15 protein-coding genes are annotated in these 15630 nt (G+C 72.9%); 11 read left to right on the top strand and 4 right to left on the bottom strand.

Annotated features, from left to right (window positions below; genetic code table 11):
* Window positions 1–4: 4 nt before the first annotated feature.
* Together B082_RS37140 and B082_RS39340 are read right to left on the bottom strand one after the other, a co-directional pair.
* Window positions 5–2419: a tetratricopeptide repeat-containing protein gene (locus B082_RS37140; protein WP_158688919.1), complete on the bottom strand. Its 2415-nt coding sequence runs from the start codon at window positions 2417–2419 to the stop codon at window positions 5–7.
* A gap of 119 nt (window positions 2420–2538) precedes the next feature.
* Entirely contained in the window at window positions 2539–2961 is a 423-nt protein-coding gene (locus tag B082_RS39340; RefSeq protein WP_158688918.1) for a hypothetical protein, read from the bottom strand.
* Between the two features lie 220 nt (window positions 2962–3181).
* Here B082_RS39340 and B082_RS38475 point away from each other — a divergent pair, with 220 nt between their 5' ends.
* The 5 genes from B082_RS38475 (at window position 3182) to B082_RS0131690 (ending at window position 7318) form a co-directional block, all read left to right on the top strand.
* Window positions 3182–3340 carry a DUF3311 domain-containing protein gene (locus B082_RS38475; protein ID WP_018555811.1) on the top strand — a complete coding sequence of 53 codons (159 nt, stop codon included), beginning with the start codon at window positions 3182–3184 and terminating at the stop codon, window positions 3338–3340.
* On the top strand, window positions 3337–4836 hold the full coding sequence (locus B082_RS0131705) for a sodium:solute symporter family protein (RefSeq protein ID WP_018555810.1): 1500 nt from the start codon (window positions 3337–3339) through the stop codon (window positions 4834–4836). Before B082_RS38475 ends, B082_RS0131705 begins: the two co-directional genes overlap by 4 nt.
* Before the next feature lie 206 nt (window positions 4837–5042).
* A complete protein-coding gene (locus B082_RS0131700; protein ID WP_026250401.1) occupies window positions 5043–5378 on the top strand; it encodes a DUF6412 domain-containing protein in 336 nt (111 codons plus the stop codon).
* A 173-nt stretch (window positions 5379–5551) separates the two neighbouring features.
* Window positions 5552–6322, top strand: a complete 771-nt coding sequence (locus B082_RS0131695; protein ID WP_018555808.1) for a YidC/Oxa1 family membrane protein insertase — start codon at window positions 5552–5554, stop codon at window positions 6320–6322.
* 135 nt (window positions 6323–6457) lie between these two features.
* Complete coding sequence (locus B082_RS0131690; RefSeq protein ID WP_026250400.1) at window positions 6458–7318, top strand: fumarylacetoacetate hydrolase family protein; 861 nt, start codon at window positions 6458–6460, stop codon at window positions 7316–7318.
* Between the two features lie 105 nt (window positions 7319–7423).
* Here B082_RS0131690 and B082_RS0131685 read toward each other — a convergent pair whose 3' ends face one another.
* Window positions 7424–7903, bottom strand: a complete 480-nt coding sequence (locus B082_RS0131685; RefSeq protein WP_018555806.1) for a heme-degrading domain-containing protein — start codon at window positions 7901–7903, stop codon at window positions 7424–7426.
* Window positions 7900–9060: a Gfo/Idh/MocA family oxidoreductase gene (locus B082_RS0131680; RefSeq protein WP_018555805.1), complete on the bottom strand. Its 1161-nt coding sequence runs from the start codon at window positions 9058–9060 to the stop codon at window positions 7900–7902. Before B082_RS0131680 ends, B082_RS0131685 begins: the two co-directional genes overlap by 4 nt.
* A 55-nt stretch (window positions 9061–9115) precedes the next feature.
* Between B082_RS0131680 and B082_RS0131675 the strand changes: the two genes are divergently transcribed.
* The 6 genes from B082_RS0131675 (at window position 9116) to B082_RS0131650 (ending at window position 15628) form a co-directional block, all read left to right on the top strand.
* Window positions 9116–10252: an ROK family transcriptional regulator gene (locus tag B082_RS0131675; protein ID WP_018555804.1), complete on the top strand. Its 1137-nt coding sequence runs from the start codon at window positions 9116–9118 to the stop codon at window positions 10250–10252.
* Window positions 10253–10681: 429 nt separating this feature from the next.
* On the top strand, window positions 10682–11752 hold the full coding sequence (locus B082_RS0131670; RefSeq protein ID WP_018555803.1) for a hypothetical protein: 1071 nt from the start codon (window positions 10682–10684) through the stop codon (window positions 11750–11752).
* Window positions 11753–11982: 230 nt separating this feature from the next.
* Window positions 11983–12771 carry an HAD-IIA family hydrolase gene (locus tag B082_RS0131665; RefSeq protein ID WP_018555802.1) on the top strand — a complete coding sequence of 263 codons (789 nt, stop codon included), beginning with the start codon at window positions 11983–11985 and terminating at the stop codon, window positions 12769–12771.
* Between the two features lie 130 nt (window positions 12772–12901).
* Window positions 12902–13465, top strand: a complete 564-nt coding sequence (locus B082_RS0131660) for a hypothetical protein (protein ID WP_018555801.1) — start codon at window positions 12902–12904, stop codon at window positions 13463–13465.
* A gap of 1 nt (window position 13466) precedes the next feature.
* Entirely contained in the window at window positions 13467–14219 is a 753-nt protein-coding gene (locus B082_RS0131655) for a class F sortase (RefSeq protein ID WP_018555800.1), read from the top strand.
* Window positions 14220–14578: 359 nt separating this feature from the next.
* Window positions 14579–15628, top strand: a complete 1050-nt coding sequence (locus B082_RS0131650; protein ID WP_026250399.1) for a glycoside hydrolase family 6 protein — start codon at window positions 14579–14581, stop codon at window positions 15626–15628.
* Window positions 15629–15630: the final 2 nt, after the last annotated feature.

Here is a 15630-nt window from a genome sequence, read left to right as displayed (position 1 = left end):
GCAGCTACTGACCGAGCTGTCTGGCCGAGAGGTTCCAAAGGAGGCGGCGGGTGTAGGCGGTCTCGGGGTGTTCGGGGCCGAGGATTCGCTCCCGGTCGGCCAGGACGCTTTTCGTCAGGGCGATGGCCTCCGTGATGCGCCCCGCGTCCCCGTATGAGGCCGCGAGGTTGGAGCGGGTGCGGAGGGTATAGAGGTGGGTGGGGCCGAGGAACCGTTCGCAGTCGGCGAGGACGCTTTCCTCCAGCGCGATGGCGTCCGTGCTGCGCTCCGCCTGGGCGTAGTAGAGGGCGAGGCTGGTGCGGGCGCGGAGGGTATCGAGGTGGGTGGGGCCATGGAGCTGTTCCTGGCCGGTCAGGAAGCGTTCCGCGAGGGGGATGGCCTCCGTGACGCGTCCCACCTGGCTGTAGGCGGAGGCGAGGGTGGCGCAGCTTGTCAAGGTGTCGCGGTGGGTGGGGCCGATGTAGCGTTCCCGGTCGTTCAGGACGCGTTCCGCTTGGGTGATGGCGTCCTCGGTGCGCCCCGCGTCCCCGTATGAGGCGGCGAGGTTGGCGCGGGTGCGAAGGGTGTCGGGATGTTCGGGCCCGAGAATTCGCGTCTGGTCGTTCAGGAGGTTCTCCGTCTGTGTGACCGACTCCTCGATGTGTCCCACCTTTCTGTAGGCGAAGGCCAGAGCGGCGCGGGCGGAGAGGGTGTCAGGGTGTTCAGGGCCGAGGGCTTTCCTGCGGTCGGTCAGGATCTCTTTCGCCAGGATGAGGGCTTCCGCGTTCCGTCCGGCGTCTGCGTAGAAGGTGACGAGGTCGGCGCGGAACGCGAGCGTGCTGTGATGTGTGGGACCGAGGAGTCGTTCGCAGTCGGCCACGACACGTTCCGTCAGAGGGATGGCCTCCGCTTGCTGCCCCGTGCCCCCGTACAGATTGCTGAGCCCGGCACAAGCGCGGAGAGTGCTGGTGTGCGTCGGACCGAGAAAATCGCGGCTGGTGGTGACGAGGTGTTTCCAGTACGCCACCGCCGGTGCGGCGAAGCCGGTGTTGATCCAGCTTGATCCGGCGATGTGGAGGACCTCGTGGCCCTTCGGGTGCCAGAGGTGGCCGCCAGTGAGTTGGTGGAGCTGGTCGGTGTTGGCGCGCAGGGACGCTGCCAGTTCGGGATGGTCGTGATCGGGGTCGGGCCAGATGTTCAGTAGGCCATCGGCAGCAGCCTGGGCGAGGGCGGGCAGGGCTGCGTCCCCGAGCGGCTCGCGGGTGGCGCGGGCGGTGAGTGCGTGGATGCGCAGGGCACGTGGGTCCTGGCTATGGCCGCTGCTGATCAGCGCGTACCGGTGCAGGACGCGGAGGGCCGCTTCGGCCTGTTCGGCGGTGACGTCCTCGGGACGGGGTGCGTCGTCCGGGGCCGGGTCCCGGTGTTCGGTGAGGTATGTCAGGACGGCCGGGGTCGTCCACAGGGCGCGGGGATGCCCGGCGGGGTCCAGGAAGGCGGCGAGGCGGAGAGCAGGGCGAGCGAGGCCGACTGGCTCGGTGCGCTGGGCGGCGTCGAGTGAGAGCAGCAGGGTGGTGGCGATCTCTCGTCCGTAACCCTCGGCGTCGGCTTCTTCGGGGAGCAACTGCCCGAGGGGCCGGGTGCGGTCGCTGAACAGGTTCAGATACCGCGCGCAGGAAAGGTCCTGGTTGAGCATGTAGGCGGCAGCGTGTCCGAGCGCCAGCGGCAGACGTCCGAGCACTGCGGCAAGGTCGCCGACGGCGTCGTCGAGAAGGTGCTCGGCGTCGTCCTCGGTCAGGCGGGTACGGAGGTACGCGGTTGCCTCGTCCGGTGTGTAGACGCCGACCCGTACGCGTCGTCGCCCGTTGCCCGTGAGGCGTGCGTCGTGGATACGGGTGGTGGCCAGAACCCGCCCGGTACCGGTCCGGCTGGACGGCCACCAACCCCGCAGGCCCGCCGGGTCGGTGATGTCGTCCAGGACCACGAGCCACCGGCGGTCAGTGGTGGCCAGCCACGACAGAAATGCCCGCGCGTCCCGTTCGGTGTCCTCGCCGGTCGCATCCGGCACGGAGACGCGAGTGGCTGTCTGGGCGTACACCGCGATGACCTGCTGGACCTCGGTCGCGCCTGCCCACACCACGAGGTCCGTGCCCGCGTGGACGGCCTCGGCGGCGTATGAGGCGGCGAGTTGGGACTTGCCCACCCCGCCGCCACCGGACAGGATCTGCGTCGGGGTAGCCGCAGCGCCCTGGACCGGAGCGGCGTCGATCTCGTCCCGTAGCGCCGTACGCGGCTGGAACGCCGAGGCGAGGCCGGGAACGATGCCGACCTCGATCGGCCAGGTCACCTCACGGGCGGCCAAGTGGATGTGCACTGTCCGGTTGTCGTTCACCTCGCTGTTGGTGCCGACCGCGTTGTGGCTCGCGTCTCTGCCTGCCCCCACCGCGCCGTCGCCCACGATGATGCGCTCGGGACTCCCCGGTGCGCGTCGAGGGTCGGGAACAGGCGCCTTCGCCGTTGTGGAGGCCGCCTCGCCGCCCCGGCGCCGCCGCCAACGAGGGCTCATCGGCGTTCGCTGTCGTCGCCGAGGGCGTTATCCCGTACGTCCCCGGCGGCGGCGATTCCCTCCCGCCCGGCGCGCACGTCCGTCGGCTGCCCAGCGGCAGGGTTTCTGCCGGGTGCTGTGGAGGTACCGACGACTGCGGAACGATCACCGACGGCATTGCCGACCACATCTCCGCCAGCAGCGATGCCACCTTGCCCGGCGCGCACCTGCCGTCGCCCACCACTGCTTCCGGAACCACGCGCCAGAGCGACCACGGACAACGCGAGAGCGGCGAGCCCCACGACGGCACCCGTCACACTTGCGGTGCGGTCGGCCATGCCGGGATTGACGATCAGCGCCGCGATCAGCCCAGCCGAGACCAGCCCGGCCGCGATGGCGACAATCCACGCGGTGGTGCGCGCAGCCCCCGAAACAGTCATGTCCCAACCTCCCCGTCAGACCTGAAAGCCCGTCAATTATCGCGTACTCGGCGGTTGCGTGACAGAGGTTCGGCGCCCAGCGATCGGACACGACCCGCCCACACGTTCGCATCCGCACCGTGAACGGCACGAAGATTGGGCACGACCGCCGTCAGCGCGCGCAACGGCCGAGGTCGTAAGGTTTCCCGACGTGCTCAGACGACGTCCGCAGTTGTTGTGGTTGCTGGTCCCCTACGTGCTCTACCTCGGCGCGCTGCCGTTCGTGAACCGGGTGCGGCCCGTCGTTCTCGGGCTGCCGTTCCTCTTCCTCTGGCTGCTCGGAGCGACCCTGCTGACCCCCGTCGCCGTGTGGCTGACCCGGCGGGGGGACCGCCGGTGAACGCCGCCGTCGCGACCTCCGTCTTCGGGGTCTTCATGGTGGCCACCGTCGCCCTCGGGCTGTTCGCCGTACGCGGCCGGCGCGGCGGTGAGGGCGGGGGCGGGCTCGCCGAGTGGTCGGTGGGCGGGCGCAGCCTGGGGACCGTCTTCATCTGGGTGCTGATGGCCGGTGAGGGCTACACCAGCTTCAGCTACCTCGGCGCCGCGGGCTGGGGCTACAACTACGGGGCGCCCGTCCTCTACGTCGTCGCGTACATGTCCTGCGGGTACGCCGTCGGCTACGTCGTCGGGCCGCTGCTCTGGGCGTACGCGCGCGAGCACGGACTCGTCGGGATCACCGACATGGTCGCCCACCGCTTCGCGCGGCCCTGGCTCGGCGCGCTCGTCGCCGTCCTCGCGACCGTCTTCCTGCTCCCCTACATCCAGCTCCAGATCACCGGCATGGGCGTCGTCGTCTCGACGATCTCCTACGGTGCCATCAGCCTGAACTGGGCCTACTTCATCGCCTTCGCCGTCACCACCGGCTTCGTCGTCGTCAGCGGGCTGCGCGGCAGCGCCTGGGTGTCCGTGCTGAAGGACGTCCTGGTCATCGCCACGCTCGGCTTCCTGGCGATCTACGTGCCCGTGCACTACTTCGACGGCTACGGGCCCTTCCTCGACCGGCTCGTCACCGAGAAGAGCGAGTGGCTGACCTTCCCCGGGCACGGGGACAGCGGGCTGGGGCAGGCCTGGTTCATCACCACCTCGTTCCTCAACTCCCTCACCGTCGTGATCTTCCCGACCACCGTCGCCGGCTACCTCGGCGCGAAGAACGCGGACGTGCTGCGCCGCAACGCCATGTGGCTCCCCGCCTACAACGTCCTGCTCTTCGTCCCGATGCTGCTCGGCATGGCCGCCCTGTTCGTGGTGCCGGGGCTCGTCGGCGCCGAGTCCAACCTCGCCCTCTTCAAGCTCGTCGTGGACTCGCTGCCCGCCTGGTCGGTCGGGATCATCGGGGTCGCCGCCGCACTGTCCTCGATCGTGCCCATGGCCGTCTTCATGCTGGTCATCGGCACCATGTGGGGGCGGAGCGTGCTCTCGCTCGTCCCGCGCTGGGAGCGGCGGCAGAAGGGCGCGGCCCAGTTGGTCGTCGTGGTCGCCGGAAGCCTCGCGCTCCTGCTCACCTACACCGCCCCGAACACCCTCGTCCGGCTCTCGCTCATCTCGTACGAGGGCATGGCGCAGCTGCTCCCCATGGTGCTGCTGGGGCTCGTGTGGCGGCGGCTGACGTTGGCCGGGGCGATGAGCGGGCTCGTCGTCGGGGTCGGTGTGGTGTGCGGCTTCGTGTTCACGGAGAACGATCCGGTGTGGGGCGTGAACGTGGGCATCGTCGCCCTCGGAGCCAACCTCGCCGTCGCGCTCGTGGTCACGTACGCCGGTCCGCGCGAGCGCGACGAGCGGCCCGACGAGGAGGTACTGGCCCGGGACGATCTGGACGTGCCCGTCGGGGTGAGCTGAGGCCCGCCTGCCCGGAGGCGGGCGCGCGGGCTTGCCCACGGGCTTGTTCGGGGCCGGGCACGCGCGGGCTTGTGCACGGGCTGTCGACGGCCGTTGACCGCTTCGGGGCATCGTGTATAACGGATGGACGGTTGGAAGCAAACGAGTGAGTGAGTGAGCGAGCAAGCGAGTGCGTGAGTGAGCGAGCTGGGAAAGGGGGCAGCCCCATGAATGCCGACGCCATGAACCGCGTACGCCGTGGTCTCTCCCGCGCCCTGCGCCCCGCCGGGCTCCTGCTCTTCCTCCTCACCGAAGTGCTCCTCGCCGAGGGCGGCAGCCTCTCCGCCGCCGTCGCGCTCGCCGCCACCGCGGCCGCCGGCACGGCGCTCGTCGCCTGCTCGGTCATCAGCGCCCGCTGCGCGACCCCGGTACCCCGCACCCGGGTCCGTACCGCCATGCGCGACCGGGAGAAGCGCACCGCGTTCCTCCCGCAGCGGGACCCCGACGCCCAGGGGCGCCGCCGCCCCCGAGCCCCGGGCCGTGCCCTCCTGACGGCCGCGTAGGGCACACCCCGTACAGGACACCCGTAGGGCACACTCCGTACAGGGCACACACCCGTAGTAGGGCACACACCCCCCCCTCCCCTTCCGTGGGACGGACGGGCTCTCGCGGACCGTCATGCCGAAGCAGCAGCTCCTTCACTTCCGGCACGACGAGACCCCCGGAGGGCTCAGCCATGTCCGCCTTCATGTCCGCTTTCGCCAGCCTGGTCGGCGCCCTCGCCGACCTGCTCCACCCGCTCTTCCAGAACGGCTCCACCGCCGCCGCGATCATCCTGTTCACCGCGTTTGTCCGGCTCGCCGTGCACCCCCTGTCCCGGGCCGCCGCGCGCGGGCAGAAGGCGCAGCGCCGGCTCCAGCCGCAGATCGCCGAGCTGCGCAAGAAGCACGCCAAGAACCCCGAGCGGATGCAGAAGGCGCTCATGGAGCTGCACCGTGAGGAGAAGGTCTCGCCGTTCTCCGGCTGCCTGCCGAGCCTGTTGCAGATGCCGGCCTTCTTCCTGCTCTACCACCTCTTCTCCAGCCAGAAGATCGGTGACGAGGCCAACGCGCTCCTCGGCCACCAGCTCTTCGACGCCCCGCTCGGCGAGCGCTGGCACGACGCGCTGTCGCACGGCGGGGTGTTCGGCGCGCAGGGCCTCGTCTACCTGGGCCTCTTCGCGATCGTGGCCGCCGTCGCCACGTTCAACTACGGGCGCACGAAGCGCCAGATGGCCGCCAACCCCGTCACCCCGGCCACCGGACCCGACGGTCAGCCGGTGCCGGGCATGGGGGCCATGACCAGGATGATGCCGCTGATGTCCTTCTTCACCCTCTTCACCGTCGGCTTCGTGCCGCTGGCCGCCGCGCTGTACGTGGTCGCGAGCACCACCTGGACCGCGATCGAGCGGGCCTACCTGTACCGGGACATGCCCGCCCCCGGCGCCGCGGTCGCCACCGCGGCGTGACGACAGCACCTGCGGTCCGGTCCAGGGGGTGAACAGGGTCTTGCGGAGTGATCGGATGTCTTGGAGGATCGGACAAGCCTGCGATGGCCGCCACCCATCCGACGGGCCCGATCCCGACCGAGGAGAGAAAGACTCTTGAAGCTGCTTCGTGTGGGTACGGCAGGCGCGGAACGACCGGCTCTGCTGGACCAGGACGGAACCCTGCGCGACCTGTCGGGCATCGTCCCCGACATCGACGCCGCGCTGCTCGCGGACGCGGACGCGCTCGCCCGAGTGCGGGCCGCGGCCGCCGCCCCCGGCGAGCTGCCCGCGCTCGCCGCCGAGGGGCTGCGGGTGGGCCCGCCGCTCGCCCGGATCGGCAAGATCGTGTGCATCGGGCTGAACTACCACGACCACGCCGCGGAGACCGGGGCGCAGATCCCCGACGAGCCGATCCTGTTCTTCAAGGCGCCGGACACCGTCGTCGGGCCCGAGGACACCGTGCTCGTGCCGCGCGGCAGCGTGAAGACCGACTGGGAGGTCGAGCTCGCCGTCGTCATCGGGCGCACCGCCCGCTACCTGGAGACCGCCGAGGAAGGGCTCGCACACGTCGCCGGATACGCGGTCGCCCACGACGTCTCCGAGCGCGAGTTCCAGATCGAGCGCGGCGGCACCTGGGACAAGGGCAAGAACTGCGAGACGTTCAACCCGCTGGGCCCCTGGCTGGTGACCGCCGACGAGGTGCCCGACCCGCAGGCGCTGCCGCTGAGGCTCTGGGTCAACGGCGAGCTGAAGCAGGACGGCACGACCGCCGAGCAGATCTTCCCGGTCGGCGAGGTCGTCCGGTATCTGAGCCGGTTCATGACGCTCTACCCGGGCGACGTGATCAACACCGGGACGCCGGCCGGTGTGGCGATGGGGCGGCCCGAGCCCAAGCCGTATCTGCGGGCGGGCGATGTCGTGGAGCTGGAGATCGAGGGGCTGGGACGGCAGCGGCAGGAGCTGAAGGACGCGTAACGCGTCGCGGGCCGGACAGGGCGTTCAGGAGACGGCCTGATGCCGCGGCCCCAGACATCGGAGGGGTGGGGTCCGTCGTGTGCGGACCCCACCCCTCCGCGTACGTCAGCGGCCGAGCCGCGACACGAACTGCTCCAGCGCCTCCACCACCAGCGCGTGATCCTCCGCCTGCGGCAGCCCCGACACCGTCACCGAGCCGATGACGCCCGCGCCCTCCACCGCGATCGGGAACGAGCCGCCGTGCGCCGCGTACCTGTCCGGGTCCAGCCGGGACGCCTCGTCGAACGTCGTCCCCTTCGCCCGGAACCGCGTACCGACCAGGTACGAGCTCTCCCCGTACCGCTCCACCACCCTGCGCTTGCGGTCGATCCACGCGTCGTTGTCCGCGCTCGAACCCGGCAGTGCCGCATGGAACACCTGCTGCGCCCCGCGCCGGACATCGATCGCCACCGGGGCGTGCCGCTCCCGGGCCAGGGCGACGAGCAGGCCGCCCAGCGCGTAGGCGTCTTCGTAGCCGAAATGCGGCAGGGTCAGGCGGCGCTCCTGGGCGATCAGCTCGGAGATGGTCGGAGCGGTGGGGTTCATACGGGCTGCTCCTCGGGGGTGTGGGCGGGGGAGGGAACGGGGGCTTCGATGCCGGCGGGCCGCAGGGTGACGGTGATCCCCTCGCGGGCCGAGCGGCGGGCCGCCTCCAGGACGTCCAGCGCTTCGGCGGCCTGAAGGGCGGTCACCGGATTGTCGCCCTTCCCGCGCAGCGCGTCCGCGACCGCCGCGTAGTACGCCGGATAGTCGCCCGGCAGCGTGCGGACCGGGGTGCCGCCGCCCGTCAGCGGGGACTCGCCCGAGCCGAGCCGGCCCCACAGCTCCTCGGGCTCCTCGCCCCACGCCTCGCCGTCGGCCGGGCGGGCGCCCTCGCGCAGGTCGGCCTCCTGGGGGTCGAGGCCGTACTTCACGAAGCCGGCTTCTGACCCCAGCACCCGGAATCGCGGGCCGAGCTGGGCCGCCGTCGCGCTCACATACAGGTGCGAGCGGACCCCGGAGGCATGCGTGAGCGCCAGGAACGTGTCGTCGTCGGCCGCCGCGCCCGGACGCCGTACGTCCGACTCCGCGTACACCCGGACCACCGGGCCGAACAGCGTCAGCGCCTGGTCGACGACATGGCTGCCCAGGTCGTACAGCAGCCCGCCGATCTCGCGCGGGTCACCCGACTCGCGCCAGCCGCCCTTCAGGCTGGGCCGCCACCTCTCGTACCGCGACTCGAAGCGCCGCACCTCGCCCAGCGCGCCGTCCGCGAGGAGCGCGCGCAGAGTCAGGAAGTCGTTGTCCCAGCGGCGGTTCTGGAACACCGAGAGCAGCAGCCCGCGCTCATCGGCCAGCGCCGCCAGCTCCCGCGCCTCGGCCGCAGTACCGGCGACGGGCTTGTCCACGACCACCGGCAGCCCGGCCTCCAGCGCCGCCCGCGCCAGCGGTACGTGCGTCCGGTTCGGCGAGGCGATGACGATCAGGTCCAGCTCGTCCGCCCGCTGCCACAGCTCCTCGGGCGACGCGGCGAACCGCACGCCGGGGCAGGCGGCGCGGGCCTGCGCGCGGCGCCCCTCGTCCGTCGTGACGACCGTGTCCAGGGCGAGGCCCCCGGTCGCCGTGATCAGCGGGGCGTGGAAGACGGACCCCGCCAGGCCGTAGCCGACGAGTCCGACGCGCAGGGGGGAGCCGGTGGTACCGGAGGTGGTGTGGGCGGTCATGGCTCCACTTTGGCAACGCTGTTGCCAAAGTGCAAGCGCGGGGGACAATGGGCGCGTGAACAGGAGCAACAGCGGCGCCAATCTGCCCGCCCTGCGCAGCCACAACGCGGCACTCGTGCTGGACCTGCTGCGGGTGGCCGGCGAACGCGGCATCAGCCGGCTCGAACTGGCCGAGCGCACGGGACTCACCCCGCAGGCCGTCAGCAAGATCACCGCCCGGCTGCGGGCCGAGGGCCTGGCCACCGAGGCGGGCCGCCGCGCCTCCACGGGCGGCAAGCCCAGGACCGTGCTGCGGCTGGTCCCGGAGGCCGGGCACGCGGTGGGGCTGCACCTGGACCGCGACGTGCTGACCGTGGTGCTCGTGGACCTCGCGGGGGCCGTGGCCGAGAGCCGCACGGCTCCGCTGGACTTCGGGGCCCCGGCGGAGCAGGTGCTGGCGGCGGCGGCCGGGGCGGTCGCCGCCGTGCGGGGGGACGGGGCGCTGCCGGTGCTCGGGGTGGGCGTCGCCGTGCCGGGGCCGCTGGACCACCGGGGCGGGGTGCTGCACCGCGTCACCGGGTTCCCGCAGTGGGACCGGTACCCGCTGCGGGACGCCCTGGCCGACCGGACCGGGCTGCCCGTCGCCCTCGACAAGGACACCAACGCCGCCGCCCTCGGCCTCGCCCTCAAGACGCCCGGCCCCGCCGACTTCGCCTACCTCCACCTCGGCACCGGCCTCGGCGCGGGGCTCGTGCTCGGCGGGGCGGTGCACCGGGGGGCCAGGACGGGGGCCGGGGAGTTCGGCCACCAGACCGTGCAGCTGGACGGCATCCCGTGCGGCTGCGGCGGGCGCGGCTGCCTCGAAGCGCTGTGCCTGGCCGCCGCGCACCGGGGCGACGTGGCCGAGGCGGCCAGGGTGCTCGGGACCGGAGCCGCCAACCTCGTCGGGCTGCTCGGCATCGGCCGGGTGGTCCTGGGCGGCCGCACCGTCGCCGCCGACCCCGGCACGTACGTACGCGGGGTACGCGCCGTGCTCGACGAACGGGCCGGGCGCGACGGGGCCGACGGCGTCCCGGTGCCGGTCGTCGCCGCCGGGGGAGGGGACCGGCCGGTCGCGGAGGGGGCGGCGCAACTGGTCCTCGCCCCGCTGTTCGGCCGGGTGGACGAGGCGGCGGCGGACGGGCGGGGGCCGGTCCCCGCCGGACCGGGCTGATCGGGCGGTGGCCGACGGCCGTCCGGGCTGATCTGGCCGAGGCGGGCGGTGGCGGGCGGTGGCGGGCGGCGATGCCCGCGTGGGGGCCGATCACCGTCGTCGGGTGGTCAGGTGGTCAGGTGGTCGGGTGGTCGGGTGATGGGGTGGCCGCCGACGCCCGCCCGGGGCCCGTCCCCGTCGTCCGGCTCGGCCGATCGGGCGGGGCCGTGCCGCCGTCCGGGGCGCCCGGCGCCGCGCCTGCGCGGGCCGCCCGTGCGCGCGTGGCAGGGTCGCCGCCCAGTGCGTGCTCCGCGAGCGGCGCCGTCTGCCCGGCCGGCAGCACGGCGTGACCGGCGGAGCACGACCAGACCGGTGAACTCCGGACCCGGGGCGCGCCGACCGTTTCCGCGAGAGCCGACCGTTTCCGCGAGAAGTGAAGGGCTGGCCGCCATGCCCCCCGAATCACCCGAGCCTCCCGAGTCCCCCGAGCCCCCCGGAGCCGGCCGGCCCCGCCACGGACTCGCGCTCGGACTGGCCGCCGCGAGCGTCATGCCCGTGGTCCTCGGCGGGGCGACCGCCTCCGCCGCGCCGCAGCGCAACCCCGTCACCGGTCCGGCCACCCGCCTGGCCCCGTCCGGCCCGGCCGAGTCCGCCACCGCCGAGCAGCAGCCCGCCTGCGGGAAGCCGGGGGCGACCGACTTCCCGATCGACACCCGCATCCACGGCGGGCCCGACACCTACGCGTCCGGCGGCGGCTACGGCACCTGGTTCCTGGACCTGACGAACACCACCACGGAGTCCTGCCGCGCCATCCACCCCGTGCTCGTCCTCACCGACGAGGACCGCGCCCTGACCTCGGACCAGATCCAGCTGGAGTTCTCCGAGCGCGCCCACCCCGGCGTCGAACACCGCGTGACCTGGGAGACGACGGACCGGGACGAGCACATCGGGGTCTTCGGCGGGGCCGGCGACGACTCCTTCCCCGGATTCACCGTGCCCGCCGGTCACACCGTCACCGTCCAGGTCCGCCTCGCCTTCACGTCCGACACCAGCCCCGGCCGGATCACCGCGAACGCCGCGATCGTCCAGCGGCGGGGCGCCGGAAGCGGCGCGGACACCACCGGCAAGGGCACGAAGGACGGTGACGGGGAGTGGGTCGGCGAGTCCGACGACTACCCGTTCACGGTGGTCGAGGACGCATCCGACGGGGACGGCACCGACAGCGGCGAGACCGGCGAGACGGACGGCGAGCGCGAGAGCGCGGGAAGGGAAGACGTGGGCGGCATCGGCCAGGATCAGGAGCAGCACAACGGCACGGGCAGGGGGAAGGGAGAGGAGGGCCACGCCGACCCCGGCCGCCGCCCCGGCGGCACCGGCACCGACCCCGCAGGCGTCCCGGAACTCGCCAGGACCGGTATCTCCGTACCCGTACCGCTGCCCGCCCTCACCGTCTCCGGCTTCCTGGTCGGCGGCGGGGCGATGGTGATCGCGGCCCGGCGGACCCGCCGCGCGCAACGCTGAGCATCCGCCCGGCCGGGCGGCGCCCGCGACGCCGGGCACGCGCGCCGGTCGGGCGGTGCGCGCACCCGCTGAGCACCCGCCCGCCGAGCGGTGCGCGCGACGCCGGGCATCCGCCCCGGTCAGGCAGTACCTCCACGTCGAACAGTCGGCCTAAACTCGGATACGTCGGCGCTGCACAACGCGGTGCCGCCGGCGTCCCCGCACCTGGCGTACGGCAACTGGAGTCCCACATGGCAGAGCGCAAGCCGATCTCGTCCTGGCTCACCGACATGGACGGAGTCCTCATCCACGAGGGGACGCCGATCCCCGGTGCGGACGCCTTCATCAAGCGGCTGCGTGACTCGGGACTGCCCTTCCTGGTCCTGACCAACAACTCGATCTACACCGCCCGCGACCTGCACGCCCGCCTCCAGCGCATGGGCCTGGACGTGCCCGTCGAGAACATCTGGACCTCGGCCCTCGCGACCGCCCAGTTCCTCGACGACCAGCGGCCCGGCGGCACCGCCTACGTCATCGGCGAGGCCGGGCTCACCACCGCGCTGCACGACATCGGTTACGTCCTCACCGACCACGACCCCGACTACGTGGTGCTCGGCGAGACCCGTACGTACTCCTTCGAGGCGCTCACCAAGGCGATCCGGCTGATCAACGGCGGGGCCCGCTTCATCTGCACCAACCCCGACGAGACCGGCCCGTCCGCCGAGGGCCCGCTGCCCGCGACCGGCTCCGTCGCCGCCCTCATCACCAAGGCGACCGGCAAGGCCCCGTACTTCGCGGGCAAGCCCAACCCGCTGATGATGCGCACCGGGCTCAACGCGATCGGCGCCCACTCCGAGTCCAGCGCCATGATCGGCGACCGGATGGACACCGACGTGCTGGCCGGTCTGGAGGCGGGCATGCAGACGTTCCTGGTGCTCACCGGGCTGACCACGGTCGCCGACATCGACAAGTACCCGTTCCGGCCGTCCACGGTGGTCGACTCCATCGCGGACCTGGTCGACCTCGTCGACCTGGGCTGACACCGGATTCCGGTGGGGGGACGGGCCCGGACCGCGCCCGTCCCCCCCACACACTCCACCGGCCCAGCGCCCCCGCGCTGCGGATGCGAAAAGTCCCCGCACGCGTGAACCTGCCATCAGGAGGTTCACGATGCGTTCCATACCCCTCACGTTCTGTGCCGCCGCGGTGGCCGCGGCGACCCTGGTGCCCGTCCCCTCGGCACTGGCCGAAGCCGGTTCCGGCCACGAGGACCCACGGTCCCGGGCCACCCTGTCGGTCAGCCCCTCGTCCGTCGCCCCGGGTGGCGAGGTCGACCTGGAGTTCGCCGGCTGCAAGGGCAAGGAGGCCACCGGGAGCTCCGACGCCTTCGTCTCCCAGGCGCGCTTCTCGCCCGGCGCCGACCGGGCCGCCCTCTTCGCCGAGGCCCGCATCCGCTCGGACGCCGAGCCCGGTGACTACGACGTCCAGGCCGTCTGCAAGGACGACAAGCGCACCAAGGCGTCCGCCGTCCTCACCGTGGTCCACCGCAACCGGCCGATGCCCGTCGCCCCGGTCCGGGCCGGCGGCGGAGGCACCGCCGCGCTCGCGGGTGAGGCGACCGAGCAGGCCGGTCCCGGCACCGCCCACGAGGTGATCGGCCTCGCCCTGGCAGCCGTCGCCGCCGTCGCCGTCGCGTTCCGCAGCGTGCGCCGCCGCCGCCCGGCCGCCGACTGACATGCCGGCCCCGGAGGACTCGGCCGGTCACGGCAGGCTGCTCACCGGAGTGGCCTGGGCCGTCATCCTGCTGGGTCTGTGGCTGTGGGGGCGCGGGATCACCGACGGCTCGGGCATCGGCTCGGCCCCGACCACGGGCGACGTCGCCGCGGTCGGGCGCCCGCTCGGTGTGCCGCTGCCCCCGGCGCACAAGCCGATCGAGGGCGTGGCGCCGCAGAGCGTCGAGATCCCGTCGATCGGCATCCGGGCCCCCGTCGTCTCCCGGGACCTGGACACCGAGGGCGCGATCGAGCCGCCGTCCTTCGACACGCCCCAGACCGTCGGCTGGTACGGCGCCGGCACCGAGCCAGGAGCCAAGGGCCCGGCCCTGTTCGTCGGCCATGTCGACACCGAGACCAAGCCGGCCGTCTTCTACGGGCTCAGCGCGGCCCGCCCCGGCGCGAAGGTCGACGTGACCCGCACCGACGGCACCGTCGCCGAATTCACCATCGACGACGTCCAGGTCCTCACCCGCGAACGGTTCGACGCCCAGAAGGCGTACGGCCCCCGCGAGGACGGCCGGGCGGAACTCCGGCTGATCACCTGCGGCGGCACCTACGACCGCGCCTCGCGCTCGTACACCGCGAACGTGGTCGTCTCCGCCTATCTCACCGCGGAGAAGAGCACCGGAGAGAAGGGCACCGGAGAGAAGGGCGCCGGAGAGAAGGGCGCCGGGGAGGGCGTCGAGGAGAAGGTTCCCGCCGGGGCCGTCTGAGACCTCGGCGCACGGTACACGGCCCGGCCCGCCGCCCGTCCTCCGGGCGGCGGGCCGGGCCGGTCCTCGACCGCGGTGCGCGGGCCGCGGGAGTGGCCCGGCGCGGACACGGGAGGTCGGTGGCGTCCGGGTCCGCCGCACGCCCACTGTAGGGGGACGAACTCCACCCGCCCAGAGCATTTCTGACGTTACGTCGATAACCGGTCACCCTCCGCAGGCGACGAACCGGGGCAGAGCGCGGTGAAACCGCCGTAACGGCCCGGTGGTGAAACCGCACGAGACCGTGGCCGCCGCCGCGCGCTGTGCCAGGATGGGCCGCGATGCGACAGGGCACCGCCCTCGCACCCGAGGGGGAGTGGATGTACGGCAGTCACAACGGCCGGTTCGCCATGCGTGGGGTGGCCGCGGCGGCGGGCCTGGTGCTCCTGCTCGCCGGCTGCTCCGCCTCCGAGGACGGCAAGGGAGACGGCGACCGGCCCGGCGCGGGCGAAGGCGGCGGGAACCCCGCCGGTATCGGCCAGCGGCCCGCCGGCGAGGTCCCGTACTGGGTGAACCCGGACGGCACCGCCGCCCGCCAGGTCGCCGCGTACACCAAGGACGGCAACGCCGAGGCCGCCGCGCTGATCCGCCGCATCGCCGAGCAGCCGGTCGCCGAGTGGGTCGGCGCGGAGAATCCGGAGGCCGAGGCGAAGGGCTTCACGCGGGCGGCGGCGAAGGCGGACCGTCGGGCGCTGCTCGTCCTCTACAACATCCCGCACCGCGACTGCGGGCAGTTCTCCAAGGGCGGGGCGGCCGACGGCGACGCTTACCGCGCCTGGGTGGAGGCCGTCGCGCGGGGCATCGGGGACCGGGGTGCCACCGTGATCCTGGAGCCCGACGCGGTGGTGCACCTGGTCGACGGCTGTACCCCGCGGAAGCTGCACGAGGAGCGCTACGACCTGCTCAAGGGCGCGGTGGAGCGGCTGAAGAAGCAGCCGGGTACCCGGGTCTACCTGGACGCGGGCAACGCCGGCTGGCGCACCCCCGACGCGCTGTTCGACTCGCTGCTGCGGGCGGGCATCGGAGCGGCGGACGGCTTCGCGGTCAATGTGTCCAACTTCCAGACCACCGCCGCCAGCAAGGAATTCGGCAAGCAGCTGTCGGCGAAGGTCGGCGGCAAGCCGTTCGTCATCGACACCAGCCGCAACGGCAACGGCCCGTACACCGCGTCCGACTCCGAGGAGACCTGGTGCAATCCGCCGGGCCGGGCCCTCGGCGAGCCGCCGACCGCCGACACGGGCGACGGCCTGGTCGACGCGTACCTGTGGATCAAGCGCCCCGGCGAGTCCGACGGCGACTGCCGGGGCGGCCCGAAGGCGGGCGAGTGGTGGCCCGCCTACGCGCTGGACCTGGTCCGCGCCACGAAATAGCG

Source organism: Streptomyces sp. ATexAB-D23 (assembly GCF_000373645.1).
Classification (GTDB): Bacteria; Actinomycetota; Actinomycetes; order Streptomycetales; family Streptomycetaceae; genus Streptomyces; species Streptomyces castrisilvae.
The sequence above is the reverse complement of the archived record's forward strand: the minus strand, read 5'-3'. Positions and strand labels throughout refer to the sequence as shown.